A 19,015-nucleotide genomic window follows, 5' to 3' on the forward strand; every position below is an offset into this window, starting at 1 on the left:
ACGCAAGCCCTATTCGCAGCTCCGGAGGTCATTGAAGAGTGGCCCGGACGTCTATTCTGAAGAGTGGCAATGAGCATCGTCCCAATCACCTCGCCGGATCTCGATGCAGCCGAAGTCTCGTGGTTCGCCGCACTCTGCTCGGACGACTATCGCTATCTCGGTGTGTCGGACGGCGCGCTGCGCTCGAGCTGGGCGCATTGCTCCGAGATCGTGAAGACGTCCGAGGAACTCGGTTTCCGCAACATCTTGTGTCCGTCGTCCTATCAGGTCGGCCAGGACACGCTGAGCTTCGTAGCCGGTTGCGCGCCGATCACCTCGAAGATCAATCTGCTCGCCGCTGTGCGCTGCGGCGAGATGCAGCCAATCATGCTGGCGCGCACGATTGCGACGCTGGATCACATGCTGGAAGGCCGGCTGACGGTAAACATCATTTCGTCGGACTTTCCGGGCGAGACGGCCGACAGCGCCTACCGCTATCAGCGTTCCCGCGAGGTGGTGCAGATACTGCGCCAGGCCTGGACCAGGGACAGCATCGATTTCGAGGGCGAGGTCTATCGTTTCAAGGGGCTCTCGACGGCACCGGCGAAGCCCTATCAGCAAAATGGCGGTCCGCTGCTCTATTTCGGCGGTTATTCGCCCGACGCACTCGAGCTTTGCGCCGAACAGTGCGACGTCTACCTGATGTGGCCTGAAACCAGGGTGGAACTTGCCGGCCGCATGAAAGCCGTCCACGAACGCGCCGAGCGCCATGGGCGGACGCTCGACTACGGCCTGCGCGTCCACATGATCGTGCGCGACACCGAGGCCGAGGCAAAGGAATATGCCCGGGAGCTGGTTTCGAAGCTGGACGACGAGCAGGGCAGGGCGATCCGCGAGCGCGCGCTCGACGCCCGATCGCTCGGCGTATCGCACCAGGCCAGGAACCGCCAGATCGCCGATGCCGAAGGCTATGTCGAGCCGCATCTGTGGACGGGCGTCGGGCGAGCGCGCTCCGGCTGCGGCGCGGCGTTGGTGGGCTCGACCGATCAGGTTCTGTCGGAAATCGAGGCGTATATGAAGATGGGGATCCGCGCCTTCATCTTTTCCGGCTACCCGCATCTCGACGAGGCGCGCCATTTCGGCACCAAGGTGCTGCCCCAGCTCAAGACATGCTCGCTCCCGCACGCCTATGGCCGGGTGCCGGAACGGATCCCGGCGACACCACTGGGAACGGGGGAGCGCCGCTGATGGAGCATGTCGTGTGCGATCCACGCCTTTTGCGCAATGCCTTCGGGCGCTTCGCCACCGGCGTCACGGTCGTCACCACCGGCACGGCCGACGGTCCGGTCGCAATCACTGCCAACAGCTTTTCATCCGTGTCGCTCGACCCGCCGCTGGTGCTCTGGTCGATCGGCCGCCACTCGCGCCGGTTCGAAGCGTTCGCTAATTCCGCGCACTACGCCATTCACGTGCTGGCGGAAGATCAAATCGATCTGTGCTGGCGTTTTTCGAAGTCGGGCACGGACTTTGCCGATCTTGACCTGTCGTGGAGCGAGCACGGCGTGCCATTGCTGCCGCGCGCGCTGGCGCGGTTCGAATGCAGCGTCGCCGACCGTTTCCCGGCTGGCGACCATATGATCCTGCTTGGACGTGTCCTTGAACTGGAGACGCAAGAGGGTTTGCCGCTGCTCTTTGCTGGCGGCAAGTCGCGCGCTCAAGAGGCCAGTTGATGACCGCCGGCGCCGCTCCGGGCTGGTGCCGTCGACTGGCGCACCACGAGATTGCAGGCAAGCTCGACGCGGCGCGGCGGCGACCCCGAATGGGCCATGTCGTCGAGCAGCAGGCTAAGTGCTGCCGATCCGATCTCGCGCATGGGAATGTGCATCGCCGTCAGCGGCGGGTTGCAGAAGGCAGCGAGCGGCAAGTCGTCCATACCGACCACGGATACATCGCCAGGCACCGAATATCCGGCCTCCTGGAGGCCGGCGATGGCACCAAACGCCAGGCTGTCGCCGGCCGTCAGCACGGCGGTGAAATCGAGGCCGCGGGCCGCGATGCGCTCGGTCACGGCTCTGTTCGCAAGTTCCGGCAGCCAGTCCTGCACCTCGACCACGAAGTCGTCGAAGCCGGCAATGCCGGCCGTGATCAGCGCGTCGCGCCAACCTTCATAGCGCCGCTCGATTGTGCGCCGGCCACGCCGCATCAGGAACAGGATGCGGCGGTGGCCAAGGCCGATCAGATGCTGCGCGGCAAGCATGGCGCCAGAGCGATTGCAGGGCGTCACGCTCGAATGGCGCATCGAGGGATCGTCGCCGTTGACGAGCACGATCGGCTTAGCGAAGCCGGCTGTCAGCGTCAGCACATCGTCATCGTCCAGCGTCAGAAACAGGCAACCGGCGACGCTGTCGTCGCGCTCGGATTCACGCAGCAGCGCGATTTCGTCCTCGGGCGCCGAAACCGGCCGGGTCACCAGTTCGACGCCCAGCAACCGGGCACGCTCGTTCAGTCCATCAAGGACATGGTAGGTGAACTGATTGCGGGCACTGTCCACCATTGCCACGCTGCTTGCGGCCAGGATGACCTTGCGCCCGGCAACCGAGGCGGGAATGGCGTAGTTCATCGACTTCGCTATTTCGATGATCCTGGTGCGAAGCTCATCCCTCACGCCGCCGACACCGCTCAGCGCACGGGAGGCGGTGCTGACCGACACGCCGCAACGCGCCGCGATCTCCTCAAGTCGAATGCGGCGGCTGGGGCGGCCACGCTTGCCCTGGATATTCATCCGCTCCGTCATCTCCAGCAAAGTTATCCGATTAATGCAAAAAATTTTCAGATTGCGCAAGAAAAATAGCTGTGAAACAGTTCTGATGAAGCGGGGGAAACGGGAGGAGTGATGCCGCTATCGGCCGAACGCCTGAATTCCGCGCTTGCCAGCCTCGTGGCGGGCATGACCGACTTGCGTCATGACGGGCGGTTCCATGAGCCGAATCTCGACGGCACGCCGGGCGACTATGTCAGCTTCGACAGCTGGGAATGGCCGCAAGGCGTGGGGCTCTACGGGCTGGTTCGGCTGTGGGCGCAGACCGGCGACGATCGGCTGCTGCAGACGATCGAGGCCTGGTACGATCGACGCATCGCTGCCGGTCTCCCGGCGATGAACGTCAACACCACCGCGCCTCTGCTGGCGCTAAGCGAATTGTGGCGACGCCGGCGCCAGCCGCGCTTCGAGCCGGTCCTGCGCGAATGGGCCGAGCAGGTAGTCATCGCCTTGCCGCGGACGCCCGAAGGCGGTTTCCAGCATGATGTTTCGGACCGGGTCAACGACGACGAATTGTGGGACGACACGCTGTTCATGGTGGCGCTGTTCCTCGCATCCTACGGCCAGGCTGCCGGCCAGCGCCGCTTCGTCGAGGAAGCGGAACGGCAATTCCTGGTTCACGCCCGTTATCTTGCCGATCCGGCATCAGGGCTGTGGTTCCACGGCTGGACGTTCGCGGGCCGGCACAATTTCGCACGCGCGCTTTGGGCGAGAGGCAATGCCTGGATTACCGTCGGTATCCTGGAACTGGTGGAGTTCGCCGAAATTGCGCCTTCGGTTCGGGCCTATCTGCTCGGCGTGCTGGAGACGCAGATCAACGCCCTGCTCGAGGTGCAGGCGGGTTCGGGCGCCTGGCATACTCTGCTCGACGACCCGACGTCTTACGAGGAGATTTCTGCCACGGCCGGCTTCGGCTACGGCTTGATGAAAGCCGCGCGGCTTGGAATCGGCTCGACAGAGTGTCGTGCCGCCGGGCTCCGCGCCTTGGAAGCCGTGGTGGCCAACATTGATGACAAAGGTGTGGTTGCGAACGTGTCCTATGGCACACGCATGGGCGCCGACTTGCAGTTCTATCGCGATATACCCATCCATCCGACGGGCTACGGGCAGGCGCTGGCCATTCTGTGCCTGACCGAAGGGGCGCGGCATCTGCAGTCGAAGGTGGAGGCGGCATGATGCGGACGCTCTATGGCGTGTCGCCGGCCGATATTGCCGGCATGGACACGGACCGGCTGAGGGCCGAGTTCCTCGTCGACGGGTTGTTCCGGCCCGGCGCGATCGAATTCGTCTACACCCACGTCGACCGCATGATCGTCGGTGGCGCGGTGCCGCTGGCCAACCCGCTGGCATTCGGCAACGGGGCCGAAGTCGGCACCCCGCTCTTCTTTGACGCGCGCGAGATGGGTATCGCCAATCTCGGCGGCAATGGCGCGGTCGCGGTGGACGGCCGGCGCTTTCACGTGGCTAACCGCGACATCGTCTATGTCGGACGCGGAGCGCGTGAGGTGACGCTGGAGAGCGACGATCCTGAGAGGCCGGCACGCTTCTACATGAACTCGGTTCCGGCCGGCGCCGATATTGCGCATCGGCTTATCGTCAGCAGCGAAGCCAAGCCGCTTGTGCTCGGCGACGAGGCTCGTGCGAACAGGCGCACGCTGCGTATGTACATCCATCCCGAAGTGGCCCCGTCCTGCCTCTTGCTGATGGGGATCACCGACCTCGCGCCGGGCAGTGTGTGGAACACCATGCCGCCGCATCTGCATGAGCGGCGCATGGAAGCTTATTGCTATTTCGACCTCGGCGAGGCCGACCGTGTGGTCCATCTGATGGGCCGGCCCGCCGAGACGCGCCACCTGATGGTCGCTGACGGCGACGTCGTCCTGTCGCCTGCCTGGTCTATCCATATGGGTGCCGGCACCGGCCCCTATGCTTTCGTCTGGGGCATGACCGGCGAGAACCAGGCCTATACCGATGTCGATCCAGTTGCCGTGAAGGATTTGCGATGAGCGAGGCCGCGCAAGGCGTTCGGACGGACTTTACGCTGCGCCGGCCGCTCACGGCCGGGCAGCCTATCGTCTATTGGCGGCTCGGGTCCATCGCCGAGCAGCGCTACGACGTGGCCGACCAGCCCATGCAAGGCGAGATGGATCCCTTCTTCTTTCTGACCAAGCACAAGAATTTCATTCCGCATGAATATCCGTGCCGCACGCAGTTCGCAGCGGAACGACGCGGCAAGCGACCACAGGTCAGCGCCGAATTCGGCGCCGAGCGCGCCTGGCTGCCCTTCGCCTCACCGCGCATCGACCTGTCGGGCTTCTGGTTTCGGCCGACGGTGCTTGGCACCTGGGCCGAGACCACCATCGAGGCGGCCTCGACTGGCGAGGCGCTGGTGCGGCTGCGCACATGCGGCGGCGCCATACTCTTTGCCAACGGTGGGGAAGCCGGCTGGATGGCGCCCTACGGCCGCAATCTGGAAAGTGCCGAGCATTTCAAGATAGTGCTGAAGGCCGGCCGTAACGACATTCGCGTGTGGTTCGACGATCTCGCCGAGCGCGACGCCCGCTACTATTTCCAGCTCGACTATCTATCCGGTCCGGCTGCTTCGGTGGCACTGCCGATCGAAGTCGAGAGCGGCGTTGCCGATGCGATGGAAGCAGCCCTCGACGACATGCATTTCGAGCGTCCCGCCTATGACGGCGGCGAGGTGGCTCTGGTCACCGGCGTGGCCCTGCCGCGCGACGCGCAAGTCGAGGTCGAGATCGAGGGCGATTTCATGTCGATCGAGGCGCCGGTGCGCTTCGCCTTCGATCTGCCGGCGGGCAAGGCGCGGCTGCCGATCGCCGATACCGAGCAGCTGCCGGCCGACTTTCGTCATTTCAAGGTGACGCTGAAGGTCGCCGACCATGCCGTATCGCGTGTTTTCGGCGTCGAGATATGCCACGCGCGCCGTCAGGGCGATGCGCCGGAAACGCTTACCGCGCGTATCGATGAAGCCCTGCGCGAGGTCGCCGGTCACGCGGAGGCCGATACGGTGCGCGCGCTGGCGCGCCTGGCGATCGGACAGCAGGGCGCCGAGACCGACGCCATGATCGCCGGCACGCTGCCGGCGATCGAGGATTGTCACGATTGCGCCGACTTCATCCTGGTGCCGCTGCTGTGGTGCCGCACGGCCTATGGCGATCGGCTGGAAGCGAGCCTGCGTGCGCGCGTCGACAACGCCATCCTCGGCTATCGCTACTGGATGGACGAGCCCGGCAATGATGTACAGTGGTACTTCTCCGAGAACCACGCGCTGCTCTTCCACACCGCCGCCTATATTGCTGGGGGCCTGTTGCCTGATGTGCGGTTCGTGCGGTCGGGCCGCCTTGGCCGCGAACAGTCCGCGGCTGGAGCCGCGCGTGTACGCGCCTGGCTCGACCATTTCGAGGCATGGGAGATGGCCGAGTTCAACTCGGCGCCTTATTTCCCGATCGACCTCAAGGGCCTGTGCGCGCTCTACGCGCTGGCCCCTGACAAGGACATCGCCGAACGGGCCGGCAGGGCAATCATACGCCTGCTTGAAATCGTCGCGCGCTCGGCGCACCGCGGCATCCTCACCGGGGCGCAGGGCCGCTCCTATGAGCACACGCTGCGCGCCGCGCGTTCCCTGGAATTGTCCGGCATCTGCCGCATGCTTTGGGGCAAGGGCAATTACGGCATGCGCTTTCACGCGCTGCCGCAGCTGGCACTCTGTCTGCGGGATCACGATTTGAGCGTTCCGGATGGGTTGGCTGCAATTGCTTCCCTCACCGACGATACGGCGTGGGAATGGACTTTCGCGCAGGGACAAGACCGCTTCGCGCGGCTCTACCACTATAAGACGCGCAACCATGCGATGGGCAGCGCCGCTGGCTACCGCTGGAACCAATGGGGCTATCAGGAAACCGTCATTCACGCCCGGCTGGGCAAGAATCCGGATGCGCAGATCTGGATCAACCACCCCGGCGAAGTGCTGCAGTCGGGATATGGCAGACCATCATATTGGGGCGGCTCAGGCACTTTGCCCCGGCTTCACCAATACCGCGACCTCGCCATAGTCAGCTTCTCCTGCTCGGATGAACAGCCCGACTTTACACACGCCTGGTTCCCCGCAAGTGCCTTCGATGCCGTGCGAGTGGGTGGCGATCGGGCGCTCGCGCAATCTAGCGACGCATTCGTTATGCTGAAGACGGATGTTCCGCTCACGCAGGTCGTGGCCGGCCCGACCGCCGGCAACGAGTTGCGGGCGGCGGGACGCAGGACGACATGGATCGTCCGCCTCGGTGACCGGAATGCCAATCTGCCGGCGCTCGACGCCTGGGCGGGCGCCTTTGCCGGCCTGTCGGTGCGGTCGGGTCCCGACGGCGAGTTGACCGTCGAGGATCCGGAGTACGGCACGGTGCATTTCCTCGCCGACGCAAGGATTGTGGCTGCGGGACGTACACTCGATCCGGCCAATTGGACCGTGCGCGGCGAGGCGATGCGCATGAAGCAAAGAGAGTAGGGAGGAAATCGGCTGCGACGCTCAAGAGGAGAGGGCGTGGCGGCTTGAACCATCGGGGCGCCGCCCTGGTAAAGGAGGAGACGAAGCATGAATAAGACCCACACTTTGCTGGCCGCGCTATCGGTCAGCCTGCTCGCATCGACCAGCGCGTTTGCCGGCGACGTGCGCATCATGTGGTATTCGGACGGTGTCGAGGGCGATGTCATCCAGGACATTCTGAACCGCTTCATGAAGGACAATCCCGACATCCACGTCACGCTCGACAACGTCGCCTACAAGGTGATCCAGGAGCAGCTGCCCATCCAGCTCGAAGCCGGCCAGGGGCCGGACATCGCCCGCGTCACGAACGTCAAGGAGCTTGCCCAGCACTGGCTCGATCTCAGGCCCCTGGTGGCCGATCCGAAATATTGGGAGGCCAATTTCGCTGACACGCTGGACTGGATGCGCCCCGATGGCTCCAACGCCATCCCGGGTTTCATGACCCAGCTCACGCTCACTGGCGGCTTCGCCAACAAGACGTTGTTCGAACAGGCCGGCGTGCCGCTGCCCGGTGACAAGGCGACCTGGGACGACTGGATCGCCGCCGCCGCCGAGGTGGCGAAGAGCCAGCAGCTTCCGGCTGCCTTCGCCATCGACCGTTCCGGTCACCGCATTTCGGGTCCGAATGTCTCCTTCGGAGCGAACTATATCGGCCCCGATGGCATGCCGGCGAAAGTGGACGACGGCACCAAGGCGTTCGTCGGCAAGCTCGTCGACTGGACCGCCAAGGGCCTGATGCTGAAGGATACCTGGGTGTCGGCGGCAGGCTCGACCTATCGCGCGGCCGCCGACGACTTCATCAACGCCCAGATCCCATTCTACTATTCGGGCAGCTGGCAGGTCGCCAATCTGTCGACCAAGATCGGCGATAGTTTCGACTGGGTGGCAACCGGCTCGCCCTGCGGTACCGCAGGATGTTCGGGCGTGAAGGGCGGCGCGGCGCTGGTCGCCATCAAATACACCAAGAATCCCAAGGACGTCGCCAAGGTCATGGATTATCTGGCCCGTGAAGACGTGGTGAAAGAATTCAGCGAGCGCACGCTGTTTCTGCCCGCGCACAAGGGCGTCGTAGACAAGGGCGGGCTGAAATGGGTCTCGGCCGACAAGAACGTCGGTCCGGCGCTCGACAAGTTCGTCAAGGCGGCGGGTGAAACCCTGCCGGCGGCCGATGCGCTGCCGCCGTGGAAGTGGGCCAACGCTTACTTCGCCGCGCTGGTGACGCGCGTCAGCCAAGTGATGGCCGGCGAACTCAGCCTCGACGATGCCTGGGGCAGGATCGACCAGGATATCGCCGACAAGGTTGCCGAGGCGAAGTGACCGCTGCCGCGACACTGAAGGCATGGACTGGCGCCGCGCTCGCGGCGCCGGTCGTCTGGCTGGCATCGATCGTCAACGTGCCGCTGAAGTTCTGGCAGCGCGCGACGGGCACCGGTGGCATGGCCGCGTTCTTCCTCGCCCCAAACATGGCGATCTTCGGCATTTTCGTCCTGGTGCCGATGATCATCAACTTCTTCTATTCGGCCACGTCGGGAACGGCCTACTTCCTGCAGGACCGAACCTATGTGGGGCTCGAGCAATACCGCCGCCTGCTCGATTGCGGCAACTACCTGGACACTGCCACTTGCCACGAGGATCTCTTCTGGAAGGCCGTGCACAATACGGGCCTGTTCGTCGTCGTGCAGGTGGCGCTGATGACGGCCGTGTCGATGGCGACAGCGCTGATCCTCAACCGCGAGATCGTCGGGCGCAGCTTCTGGCGCGCGGTGTTCTTCTTTCCGGTGCTGTTGTCGCCTGTCGTCACCGGCCTGATCTGGCGTTGGATCCTGCAGCGCCAAGGCCTGCTCAACCTGATCGTCCATGATCTGGGCGGCGAGCCGCACAACTGGCTGACGGACCGTTTCTGGGCTTTCACCGCCGCCGTCAGCGTTTCGGTCTGGGCACATATGGGCTTTTACACGCTCATCCTGCTTGCCGGATTGCAGGCGATCCCGCGCGACCTTTACGAAGCGGCCGAGATGGACGGCACGAAGCCGGCGCGGGTGTTCTGGCGCATCACGCTGCCGCTGCTGATGCCGAATCTGCTTGTCGTCATCGTACTGACGCTGATCCGCGCCGCGCAGATCTTCGACGAAGTCTATGTGCTGACGGGTGGAGGGCCGGGAACCTCGACCCTCTATATCACGCAGTACATCTATGAGATCGGCTTCGCCTCCCTGTTGCGCAATCCGGGGCTGGCTTCGGCGGCTTCGATCCTGATGGGGTTGGTGCTGGTCGTGCTCACCTTGGTTCAGCTGCAGGTCGGACGCCGGGGTGTGCGGAAAGGAGCCCGCGAATGAGCCGGGTCGTGACATTCCTGACCCGCCGGCGCGGCGGTCGCGGCTGGCACTGGACGGATATCGTGAGCTGGCTGTGGCTGCTCGGCGGTGTTGTCATCATGTTCGGCCCGGCCGTCTGGCTGGTGGGTTCGTCGTTCAAGACGCCGGCACAGCTCGCCGAGTTCCCCCCGACCATAATGCCTTATGTCAGCCAACAGGCGACGGTCGAAGGCTACGACAAGCCGCTGGCCCTCTACAGGGTGAAGCTGCCGGATGGTTCGAGCAAGGTGCTGGCCGAGGTGCGGCGCATCGGCATCATGGCGCAGATGGTGGACCCGCAGGCGCCGAAGGATGTCGTCAAGATCAACATCGCCGACCGGCAGGCGGTGCGCGAAATCGGCTTCGCGACGGAGAACTACACCGAGCCCTTCGTCCATTTCGACTTCCTGCGCTATCTGCGCAATTCGGTTTTTGTGACGGCAATGGCGACGCTGATCACGCTGCTCACCAATTCGATGGCCGCCTTCGCCTTGTCGAAATACAAGTTCCGCGGTCGCGATCTGACGATGCTTGTTATCGTCGGTACGCTGATGGTGCCGCTGTCGGTCATCCTGGTGCCGCTCTATTCGGTGGTGGGTGCCGTTGGGCTGCTCGATTCGCTGTGGGGCGTGATCTTGCCGACCGTGGCGACGCCAACCGGCGTCTTCCTGCTGCGCCAATATATGCTGACCATCCCCGACGAGCTGCTCGATGCGGCGCGCATGGACAACGCTTCCGAATGGCAGATCTACTGGCGCATCGTATTGCCGCTTGCAGCACCGGCGCTCGCCGTGCTGGCGATCTTCTCGGTCGTCTGGCGCTGGAACGACTTTCTGTGGCCGCTGGTGGTGCTGTCGCGCAAGGAACTCTACACACTCCAGGTCGGCCTCAATACCTATGCCGGCCAGCTAAACGTGCAGTGGCACTACATCCTGGCGATGACCGTGGTGACGATGATCCCCGTCGTCCTCGTCTTCGTCTTCCTGCAGCGTTACATCACTTCCGGCATTGCCGGCACCGGGCTGAAGTGAGGATGTCATGGGACGGATAACGCTGACCAACATCGATCGCGCTTACGGCAAGATGAAGATCTTGCACGGCATCAACCTCGACGTCGGTGACGGCGAGATGCTGGTCCTCGTCGGCCCGTCGGGTTGCGGCAAGTCCACGTTGCTGCGGCTGATTGCCGGGCTCGATCGACCGACCGACGGCAAGATCGAGATCGACGGGGTCGACGTCACCAACGTTTCGGCCGCGCAGCGCGGTCTGGCAATGGTGTTCCAGTCTTACGCGCTCTACCCGCACATGAGCGTGCGCCAGAACCTCGCCTTTGGCCTCGAAAACATCCGTATGCCCAAAGCCGAGATCGACGCGCGGATCACGGAAGCGACGCGCATGCTGGAAATTGCTCCCTATCTAGACCGCCGGCCCGGTCAACTGTCGGGCGGCCAGAAGCAGCGCGTGGCAATCGGCCGTGCGGTGGTGCGCAATCCGACCGCCTTTCTACTCGATGAACCGCTGTCCAACCTCGATGCCGAACTGCGTATCACCATGCGCGCTGAACTGGCGGGCCTGCACCGGCGGCTGGCAACCACGATGATCTACGTCACCCATGACCAGATCGAGGCGATGACGCTGGCGGACCGCATCGTGGTCATGCGCTCGGGGCGGATCGAACAGGTTGGCCGGCCGCTCGATCTCTACAACGCGCCGGCCAACCTGTTCGTCGCCGGCTTCATCGGCGCGCCGCGGATGAACCTGCTGCCGGTGAAGGTGCGTTCGGCAAGCGGCGCCGAGGTGCGTGTCGAAGGTCCAGGCGGGCTCTCAGCCTCGATCGCGGCCGATGGGGTCGCGCTGAAACCGGGAGACGACGCGACGCTTGGCATCCGGCCACACGACATCCAACTTTCGAATGGCAGCAAGGGATCGGTGGAAGCGCGTGTAATGCTGGCCGAGGCGTTGGGACCGGAAACCGTTGTCCACGCCACCATTGCCGGCGACAGCAACCTGATCGCCGTTCTCAAGCAGCAGGGCGTTGAAACGCAGGGGCCGCCGATCAACCTCGCTCTGCCGCCGGAGCGCATGCATCTCTTCGATGCCGCCGGGCTGCGCGTTCCACAGCGTTAGCCTCACGCGAGGCCATCGTTAGGGGCCTCGTAGTGGCGATATCTCCGCGCAATACATGGATTTCCATGAGATGCAGCCGAGGATTTAGGCGGTGAGTTCGCCTGTCCAGATATTGAAAACAAGTGCTATATCAAGCGCTGACCGTCCCCAGGCTTTTTTGTCCGACAGGAGAAGCCAATGACAGCCGCGTCCAACTCACTTGGCGAAATCGACCCCGAAGCAACGCTCGCGCTGCAAATCATCGAGAGCATGCCCGGCAACGCGTGGGCAGCCGATGCCATCGGAAGGTTCACCTATGTCAGCCCAAACACCCTGGCGTTCATCGGCAACACGCATGAGGGTCTCAACACCTCCGAAGACAACGATGAGTTCAGCTGGCGTCGAGCCGTCCATCCCGACGATTATGATCCTGTAACCGCCAGATGGCGGCATTGCCTCGAAACCGGCGATCCCTACGATACCGAGCATCGCCTGCGGCGCGCCGATGGCGTCTATCGCTGGTTTCGAAGCTCAGGACGACCTTTTCGCGATAGCCAGGGGCGCATCATTCAATGGTACGGCACGACAATAGACATTGAGGACCAGAAGCGGGCCGAGTCAGCATTGCGCGACCGGGAGCGGGAACTCTCGCAGCTCGTGGATATGGTCCCGAGTCACATCTGGCGGCTCGATCCCGACGGCGAGCCGATCTTCTTCAATCGGCGCATGGTTGACTTTCTTGGCCTCGACGTAGCGGATCTGGACCGACCGGGCATGAGCCGGCTGGCGGCGATGATACAGGCCGCCGTTCATCCGGACGACGCGGCAGCATTCGGCGATGCACTCCGTGGTTGCTTCGCTACCGGTGCGAGCTTCGCCATGCGCTATCGCCTGCGCCGTGCCGATGGCGTCTATCGCTGGATGTCGAGCCGGGCGGAGCCGATGCGCGATGACGCCGGCCGCATCGTCCAGTGGTACGGCCTCTGTCACGATATAGACGATCAGATGCACGCCGAAGCGGCGTTGCGGCAGAGCGAGCAACAACTTCGGCACATGATCGACGCCGTGCCGGTCCGTATCTGGAGCGTGATGCCGACCGGCGGGCCGGTCTACTTCAACAAGCGATACCAGGACCATTTCCGCTCCGTTATCGCGAACTTTGACGCGCTCGGCGAGCCGGGAATCGAAACGTTGCTGCACGAGGTGATTCATCCCGAAGATGCTCCCGAGGTGCAGCGCACGTTGCTGAGGTGTTTCGAAACTGGCGGTGGCTCCGCGATGCGGTTTCGCTGGCGCGAAAAAGACGGCACCTATCGCTGGGCTGAGTGCAGGGTCGAGCCGCGGCGCGATGACGACGGAACGGTCGTGCAGTGGTACGGGGTTTCTCTCGACATCGACGATGAGGTGCGCGCGCAGGCGGCGTTGCGCAAAAGTGAGCGGCGCCTTCAGCAGCTTATCGACACCGTGCCCGCTTTGATCTGGAGTACGACACCGGAAGGGACGCCATCCTACGTCAACAAGCGGTTCACCGATGTAACCGGGGCCACGCTCCATGACATCACGGCCCCGGACGGCTCGCCGTCGCTGAGCGTCATCCATCCAGACGATATCGATACCGCACGGCAGGCGATCCGCCATTCATTCGCAACGGGCGTGCCTTACGTTCAGAGATATCGCCAACGGCGGGCCGACGGCGGCTATCGCTGGACCGAGACTCGCGCCGAGCCGCTGCGCGACGAAGATGGCAGCATTCTCCAATGGTACGGTGTGAGCGTCGACATCCATGACCTGGTGACCACGCAAGCGGCATTGCACGACCGGGAACGAGAGCTCTCGCAACTCGTCAACATGGTTCCGAGCTACCTCTGGCGGCTGTCTCCCAACGGTGAGCCGACCTTCTTCAACAAGCGCCTGATAGATTTTCTCGGCCTGGACATAGCGGACGCGGAAAAGCCGGACATGAGCCTGCTGGCGGCCTTCATTGCCACCGTCGTCCATCCCGACGATGCAGCCAGCCTGAAGGAAGCACTCGACAGCTGCTTTGCCACCGGCGAGCGTTTCTTCATGAGGTATCGCCTGCGCCGTGCCGATGGCGTTTATCGTTGGATGGAGGGCCGCGCGGAGCCGCTGCGGGATCACGGCGGGCGCATTGTCCAGTGGTACGGTCTTACGCACGACATCGACGATCAGCTGCGCGTCGAAGCGGCGCTGCGCGAGAGAGAACGCGCTCTCTGGCAGCTCGTTGAAACGCTGCCGGCAATGATCGATTGCGCCGCGCCGGATGGCGAACCGATATATCGCAGCCAGCAGCTCCGCGAATTCCTCGGATACAATCTTGAGGAATTGGACGAAGCGGGAAAGTCGCGGCTGGCTGGCACACTCGACGCCGGTGTTCATCCCGACGACCTGACAGGTGTCAAAGAAAGATATGCCCATTGTCTGTCCACAGGCGAGCCGTATGCGCGACGGCACCGTCTGCGGCGCTTCGATGGTGAATATCGCTGGGTCGAGACGCGTGCCGCGCCGATGCGCAATGCTGAAGGCGCCATAGTGCAATGGAACGTTATCTGCCTCGACATCGAAAATGAGGTGCGGACACAAGAGGAGCTTCGACTGGCACAAGAGAGACTTGCGCGTGCGAGTCAGGCGGCGAGCCTTGCCGAACTCTCCGCATCCATCGCTCATGAGGTGAACCAGCCGCTGGCCGCCATCGTCGCCAACTCGAACGCATGCCACCGTTGGCTGTCCGCCGAGCCCCCGAACGTCGAGCGCGCGAAGATCACGGCCGAGCGCATCATCCGCGACGCCAACTCGGCGGCGGATGTCGTCAGCCGCATCCGTGCCTTGTTCAGACCTTCGCTTGAAATGAGAACCAGTACGCCGATCCCCAGCGTCGTTGCGGAAGCCCGTGACCTTATGGCCGAGGAAGCCATGCGGCGTCGCGTTCGCATGGACATCGACGTCGAAAGCAACCTTCCGCTGGTTGCGTTCGATCGCGTCCAGATCCAGCAGGTCCTGGTCAACCTCATTCGCAACGGCATGGAGGCGATGGACACCACCGCGGGCGACAAGGTTCTTGGGATGCGCGTGCACCGGATAGAGGACACGATCCAGACCGAGGTCAGCGACCGAGGCCCGGGTATCGAACGTCCTAACAAGATATTCGAGCCGTTCTTTACAACGAAAGGGAACGGGATGGGCATGGGGCTCGCGATCTCCCGTTCGATCATCGAGTCTCACGGCGGCCGCCTTTGGGTGGAAAATAGCGTGCCGCGTGGGGCGACATTCATCTTCACCCTCCCGGTTGAAGCGAAAGCTGCGCAATAAGTCGGGCGACACCTCGGCCACCGGCGGCGCTCAGTAAGGCTTGGTTTTTCGGCTCTCGGTGAAGGGGCGCCGCCGCCCTGTGCAATGCATGGATTTCCATGAGGTGCGGTTGGGGCGTGGCGGGATTAGGGTGGCGACGTGAGTCCGTCAGCCCAGTCCAGCTATCAAGAACAAGTGCTACACGAAGCGCCGACAATCTCCAGATTTTGTTTGTCCGTCAGGGGCACCCGATGACGATAGCGCCCAACTCACTTGGCGAGACCGATTCCAACGCAACGCTCGCGTTAACGCATGAGTTGGACCGATCTGGACCGGGAAGTGGCCGACCTTTCGCGACGAATGAACCGGGCCTGATTCGCGGCAACATGATCAGCGATCTTGAAAGAGGCAGGTTGTCGCGCGTCTGGTCGCACCGTCCTCAATTCTCGCATCTGGGGCTTTTTATTACGGCCTATGTCCTGGGCTGCGGCTTCGCCCAGTCGCTCGCAATCATACCTGGAACAGGGATTTCCATTTGGCCTCCGAGCGGGCTTTTCATCGCTACGCTTGTCTTCGCCTCCAGGTATAGCTGGCCGTGGTGGGTGCTGGGGGCCTGTGTGGCAGAACTGTTCAGCAACTTCTTGTGGTTCCACACTCCGCTGCCCGCGGCCTTCCTGATCTTTGCCGGCAACGCTCTTGAAGCGGTGACCGGCGCATGGCTTGTGAACCAGACCTGCAAGCGCCCAGTTCGGCTGGAAACGTTGCGGGACGTCCTCGCATTCGTCGTACTGGCCGCTGGAGTTGCGCCGGTTGCAAGCGCCACGGTCGGAAGTGCGGCGCTTGCGTGGTTTGGCATACAATCGCAAAGCTTTGCGACGGCTTGGCCGCTGTGGTGGATCGGAGACGCGACGGGAGTCCTGATCGTAGCGCCACTGGCGCTGGTCGTGTTCCAGAACTGGCGCGGCAAGGCGCAGCTCTCGGCAGCGCGGTGGATGGAAGCTTGCGTCCTAGGGCTGATCTTTCTTGGGATCGCCGCCCTTTCCTTGAGCGGCTATCTGCCGTTCGCCTACATCATCATGCCGCCTCTTCTTTGGGCCGCGGTGCGCTTTGAGTTCCGAGGCGCCGCCGTAGCATTGACCGTTCTCGCTCTGATCACGGCGGTATTCACGATATCCGGCGCCAGCCAATTTGCCGGCGATCCCGAGTCCCAGAAGCACAACCAGATCATGCTGCAGCTTTTTCTGGGCATCTCTGCATTTTCGGCGCTCGTCGTGGCCGCCATTTCCAGGCAGCATCAGGCGGCGGTGCTCACTTTGCGCCAAAGTGTGGAGACCTTGCGGGAGCGGGAGCGAGAACTCTCGTTGCTGGTCGAAATGATCCCCGCTCACATCGCCCGCATGGCGCCCAACGGCGAACCAACCTTCTTCAGCAAGCGCACGACAGACTATATCGGCCTCAACGACATCGCGGGCTGGGACAAGCCGGGCACGAGCCGCCTGGCGACCGTAGTCGCGGCAGCTGTCCATCCCGACGATGGACCCAGGATGAGAGAATGGCTCAGCCGCTCCCTCGCCACCGGCGAACCCTATCCCATACGATATCGCCTGCGTCGCGCTGACGGTGTCTACCGCTGGAGGGAGGGCCGCGCCGAGCCGCTGCGGAACCAGAGTGGAGCGATCGTCCAATGGTACACGGCCAGCATCGACATCGACGATGAGGTGCGCGCGCAGGAGGCATTGCGCGACCGGGAGCGGGAGCTCTCGCAGCTTGTCGACATGGTTCCGAGCCACGTTTGGCGCCTGAAGCCGGACGGCGAGCCGACCTTTTTCAACAAGCGAATGGTCGACTTTCTCGGCCTTGACGTAACGGATTTGGACAAACAGGGCATCGGCCGGCTGGCGGCGATGATAGCGGCCACCGTCCATCCGGACGACGCAGCAGCATTCGGCGACACGCTCAGTCACTGCCTTGCTACCGGCGAGCGCTTCTCCATGAGGTATCGCCTGCGCCGCGCCGATGGCGTCTATCACTGGATGTCGAGCCGGGCAGAGCCGATGCGCGATCACGCTGGCCTGATAGTGCAGTGGTACGGCCTCTGTCACGACATCGACGATCAGATGCAAGCCGAAGAGGCGCTGCGGCGGAGCGAATTGCAGCTTCAGCAGATGATCGACGCTGTGCCGGTCCGCATTTGGAGCGCGGTGCCGACCGGCGGGCCGGTCTACTTCAACAAGCGATACCAGGACCATTTCCGCGCCGTCATCGCCAATTTCGAAACACTAGGAGAGCCGCGCATCGAGGAATTGCTGCAAGAACTGGTTCATCCGGAAGATGCTCCCGGGGTGCTGCGCACGTTGCTGACTTGTTTCGAAACAGGCGGTGGTTCCGCGATGCGGTTTCGCTGGCGCGAAAAAGATGGCTATCGCTGGGCGGAGTGCAGGGTCGAGCCGCGGCGTGATGAAGACGGGGCGGTTGTGCAATGGTACGGGGTTTCCCTCGACATCGACGAAGAGATGCGCGCGCGGGAAGCGCTGCGACAAGCCTCCGACAAACTAGCGCACGCCACTCAGGCTGCAAGTCTCGCCGAGCTTTCCGCTTCGATCGCGCACGAGGTGAATCAGCCGCTGGCCGCGATCGTCGCCAATTCCCATGCATGCCACCGTTGGCTGGGCGCCGTCCCGCCGAACGTCGAACGCGCGAAGATTACGGCCGAGCGCATTATCCGGGACGCCAATTCGGCGGCGGACGTCGTCGGCCGCATCCGCGCGCTGTTCAAGCAATCCACCGAGACGAGGACCAATGCGGCGCTCAGCAGTGTCATCGCAGAGGCCCGCGACCTCGTGACCGAGGAAGCAATGCGGCGGGGCGTTCGCATCAGCGTTGATGTCGGAAGCGACATTCCCCTAGTCGCGTTCGATCGCGTCCAGATCCAGCAGGTTCTGGTCAATCTCATTCGCAACGGCATGGAGGCGATGGACTTTGGTGCGGATGACGGAGTTATCAGCATCCGCGTGCGCCATATCGGGGATGTTGTCCAGACCGAAGTCAGAGATCGCGGCCGGGGCGTCGAGTTTCCCGACCGGATATTCGAACCGTTCTTTACCACGAAAGAGCAAGGGATGGGCATGGGACTGGCGATCTGCCGTTCGATCATCGAGTCGCACAGCGGGCGTCTATGGGTCGAGAAGAACGAACCACGTGGAGCGACGTTTATCTTCACGTTGCCGGTTGAAATGGAAGCGGCGTCATGACGACGGACGGCCAAATTGTCTTCATCGTAGATGACGATGAACGCATCCGCGAGGCGCTCAGTGAGCTGCTGGCCGCACATGGCCTGCGCGCCGCAGCGTTCGGATCGGCGGGCGATTATATCCGCGCTGACAAGCCGGACGTCCCTGCCTGCCTCATTCTCGATATCGAGTTGCCGGATATTAACGGCCTCGATCTGCAGCGGCAGATTGCCGAGGGCGATCATCCGCCGATCGTTTTCCTGACAGGACATGGCGATATCCCGTCCTCCGTGCGTGCGATCAAGCACGGTGCCGTGGATTTCCTGACCAAGCCCTTCAGCGATGCAGACCTCATGGCCGCAATCCATGCGGCGATTGCCCAGGATCGGATACAGCGATCGGAGCGCGCCGAGCTGGGTGTGTTGAAGCAACGTTATCTCGAGCTGACGCCGCGCGAACGTGAGGTGCTGCCGCTGGTGGTCAGCGGCCTGCTCAATAAGCAGGCCGCCGCTGAACTGGGGATCAGCGAAGTTACGCTGGAAATTCATAGAAGGAACGTCATGCAGAAGATGATCGCGGCGTCGCTCGCCGACCTAGTGCGCATCGCCGAGCGATTGGGAATACCAATCACGCACTCGCGCCGGGCAGGGGGGAGCTGAGG

13 protein-coding genes are annotated in these 19,015 nt (G+C 63.2%); 12 read left to right on the forward strand and 1 reads right to left on the reverse strand.

What is annotated here, in order from left to right; genetic code table 11:
* Window positions 1-69 precede the first annotated feature (69 nt).
* Window positions 70-1,227 carry an LLM class flavin-dependent oxidoreductase gene (locus NKH83_RS22945; RefSeq protein ID WP_352804427.1) on the forward strand — a complete coding sequence of 386 codons (1,158 nt, stop codon included), beginning with the start codon at window positions 70-72 and terminating at the stop codon, window positions 1,225-1,227.
* Window positions 1,227-1,709, forward strand: a complete 483-nt coding sequence (locus NKH83_RS22950; protein ID WP_352645985.1) for a flavin reductase family protein — start codon at window positions 1,227-1,229, stop codon at window positions 1,707-1,709. The genes NKH83_RS22945 and NKH83_RS22950 overlap by 1 nt, the downstream gene beginning before the upstream one ends.
* Here the strand turns inward: NKH83_RS22950 and NKH83_RS22955 are convergent.
* Entirely contained in the window at window positions 1,694-2,761 is a 1,068-nt protein-coding gene (locus tag NKH83_RS22955) for a LacI family DNA-binding transcriptional regulator (protein ID WP_352807644.1), read from the reverse strand. The two genes, NKH83_RS22950 and NKH83_RS22955, sit on opposite strands and share 16 nt — an antisense overlap.
* 111 nt (window positions 2,762-2,872) lie before the next feature.
* On the opposite strand from NKH83_RS22955, the gene bglB reads away from it, so the two are divergent.
* The 10 genes from bglB to NKH83_RS23005 all read left to right on the forward strand — a co-directional run bounded on the left by bglB (window position 2,873) and on the right by NKH83_RS23005 (window position 19,013).
* Window positions 2,873-3,973, forward strand: a complete 1,101-nt coding sequence (bglB, locus tag NKH83_RS22960; RefSeq protein WP_352807645.1) for a beta-galactosidase BglB — start codon at window positions 2,873-2,875, stop codon at window positions 3,971-3,973.
* On the forward strand, window positions 3,970-4,803 hold the full coding sequence (gene kduI / locus NKH83_RS22965; RefSeq protein ID WP_352807647.1) for a 5-dehydro-4-deoxy-D-glucuronate isomerase: 834 nt from the start codon (window positions 3,970-3,972) through the stop codon (window positions 4,801-4,803). The genes bglB and kduI overlap by 4 nt, the downstream gene beginning before the upstream one ends.
* Window positions 4,800-7,319 carry a hypothetical protein gene (locus NKH83_RS22970; RefSeq protein ID WP_352807649.1) on the forward strand — a complete coding sequence of 840 codons (2,520 nt, stop codon included), beginning with the start codon at window positions 4,800-4,802 and terminating at the stop codon, window positions 7,317-7,319. Before kduI ends, NKH83_RS22970 begins: the two co-directional genes overlap by 4 nt.
* An 87-nt stretch (window positions 7,320-7,406) precedes the next feature.
* On the forward strand, window positions 7,407-8,675 hold the full coding sequence (locus NKH83_RS22975; RefSeq protein ID WP_352807651.1) for an ABC transporter substrate-binding protein: 1,269 nt from the start codon (window positions 7,407-7,409) through the stop codon (window positions 8,673-8,675).
* A complete protein-coding gene (locus NKH83_RS22980; protein ID WP_502895605.1) occupies window positions 8,672-9,694 on the forward strand; it encodes a carbohydrate ABC transporter permease in 1,023 nt (340 codons plus the stop codon). The genes NKH83_RS22975 and NKH83_RS22980 overlap by 4 nt, the downstream gene beginning before the upstream one ends.
* Window positions 9,691-10,743, forward strand: coding sequence for a carbohydrate ABC transporter permease (locus tag NKH83_RS22985; protein ID WP_352807653.1), 1,053 nt, complete (start codon window positions 9,691-9,693; stop codon window positions 10,741-10,743). The genes NKH83_RS22980 and NKH83_RS22985 overlap by 4 nt, the downstream gene beginning before the upstream one ends.
* A gap of 7 nt (window positions 10,744-10,750) precedes the next feature.
* Complete coding sequence (locus tag NKH83_RS22990; protein WP_352807655.1) at window positions 10,751-11,839, forward strand: ABC transporter ATP-binding protein; 1,089 nt, start codon at window positions 10,751-10,753, stop codon at window positions 11,837-11,839.
* Between the two features lie 177 nt (window positions 11,840-12,016).
* Window positions 12,017-15,145, forward strand: a complete 3,129-nt coding sequence (locus tag NKH83_RS22995; protein WP_352807656.1) for a PAS domain-containing protein — start codon at window positions 12,017-12,019, stop codon at window positions 15,143-15,145.
* 365 nt (window positions 15,146-15,510) lie between these two features.
* Window positions 15,511-18,375 (forward strand): sensor histidine kinase, encoded by a 2,865-nt coding sequence (locus NKH83_RS23000; RefSeq protein ID WP_502895609.1) that lies wholly within the window; start codon window positions 15,511-15,513, stop codon window positions 18,373-18,375.
* Window positions 18,372-19,013 carry a response regulator transcription factor gene (locus NKH83_RS23005; protein ID WP_352476711.1) on the forward strand — a complete coding sequence of 214 codons (642 nt, stop codon included), beginning with the start codon at window positions 18,372-18,374 and terminating at the stop codon, window positions 19,011-19,013. Before NKH83_RS23000 ends, NKH83_RS23005 begins: the two co-directional genes overlap by 4 nt.
* Window positions 19,014-19,015: the final 2 nt, after the last annotated feature.

The organism is Mesorhizobium sp. M0909, from assembly GCF_040319515.1.
Classification (GTDB): domain Bacteria; phylum Pseudomonadota; class Alphaproteobacteria; order Rhizobiales; family Rhizobiaceae; genus Mesorhizobium.

Bases quoted from the DNA above. Each gene is read 5' to 3' on its own strand.
- NKH83_RS22990 (WP_352807655.1), top strand. From the start codon at position 10,751: ATGGGACGGATAACGCTGACCAACATCGATCGCGCTTACGGCAAGATG.
- NKH83_RS22975 (WP_352807651.1), top strand. From the start codon at position 7,407: ATGAATAAGACCCACACTTTGCTGGCCGCGCTATCGGTCAGCCTGCTC.
- NKH83_RS22985 (WP_352807653.1), top strand. From the start codon at position 9,691: ATGAGCCGGGTCGTGACATTCCTGACCCGCCGGCGCGGCGGTCGCGGC.
- NKH83_RS23000 (WP_502895609.1), top strand. From the start codon at position 15,511: ATGATCAGCGATCTTGAAAGAGGCAGGTTGTCGCGCGTCTGGTCGCAC.
- NKH83_RS22995 (WP_352807656.1), top strand. From the start codon at position 12,017: ATGACAGCCGCGTCCAACTCACTTGGCGAAATCGACCCCGAAGCAACG.
- NKH83_RS22945 (WP_352804427.1), top strand. From the start codon at position 70: ATGAGCATCGTCCCAATCACCTCGCCGGATCTCGATGCAGCCGAAGTC.
- NKH83_RS22955 (WP_352807644.1), bottom strand. From the start codon at position 2,761: ATGAATATCCAGGGCAAGCGTGGCCGCCCCAGCCGCCGCATTCGACTT.
- NKH83_RS23005 (WP_352476711.1), top strand. From the start codon at position 18,372: ATGACGACGGACGGCCAAATTGTCTTCATCGTAGATGACGATGAACGC.
- bglB (WP_352807645.1), top strand. From the start codon at position 2,873: ATGCCGCTATCGGCCGAACGCCTGAATTCCGCGCTTGCCAGCCTCGTG.
- kduI (WP_352807647.1), top strand. From the start codon at position 3,970: ATGATGCGGACGCTCTATGGCGTGTCGCCGGCCGATATTGCCGGCATG.
- NKH83_RS22970 (WP_352807649.1), top strand. From the start codon at position 4,800: ATGAGCGAGGCCGCGCAAGGCGTTCGGACGGACTTTACGCTGCGCCGG.
- NKH83_RS22950 (WP_352645985.1), top strand. From the start codon at position 1,227: ATGGAGCATGTCGTGTGCGATCCACGCCTTTTGCGCAATGCCTTCGGG.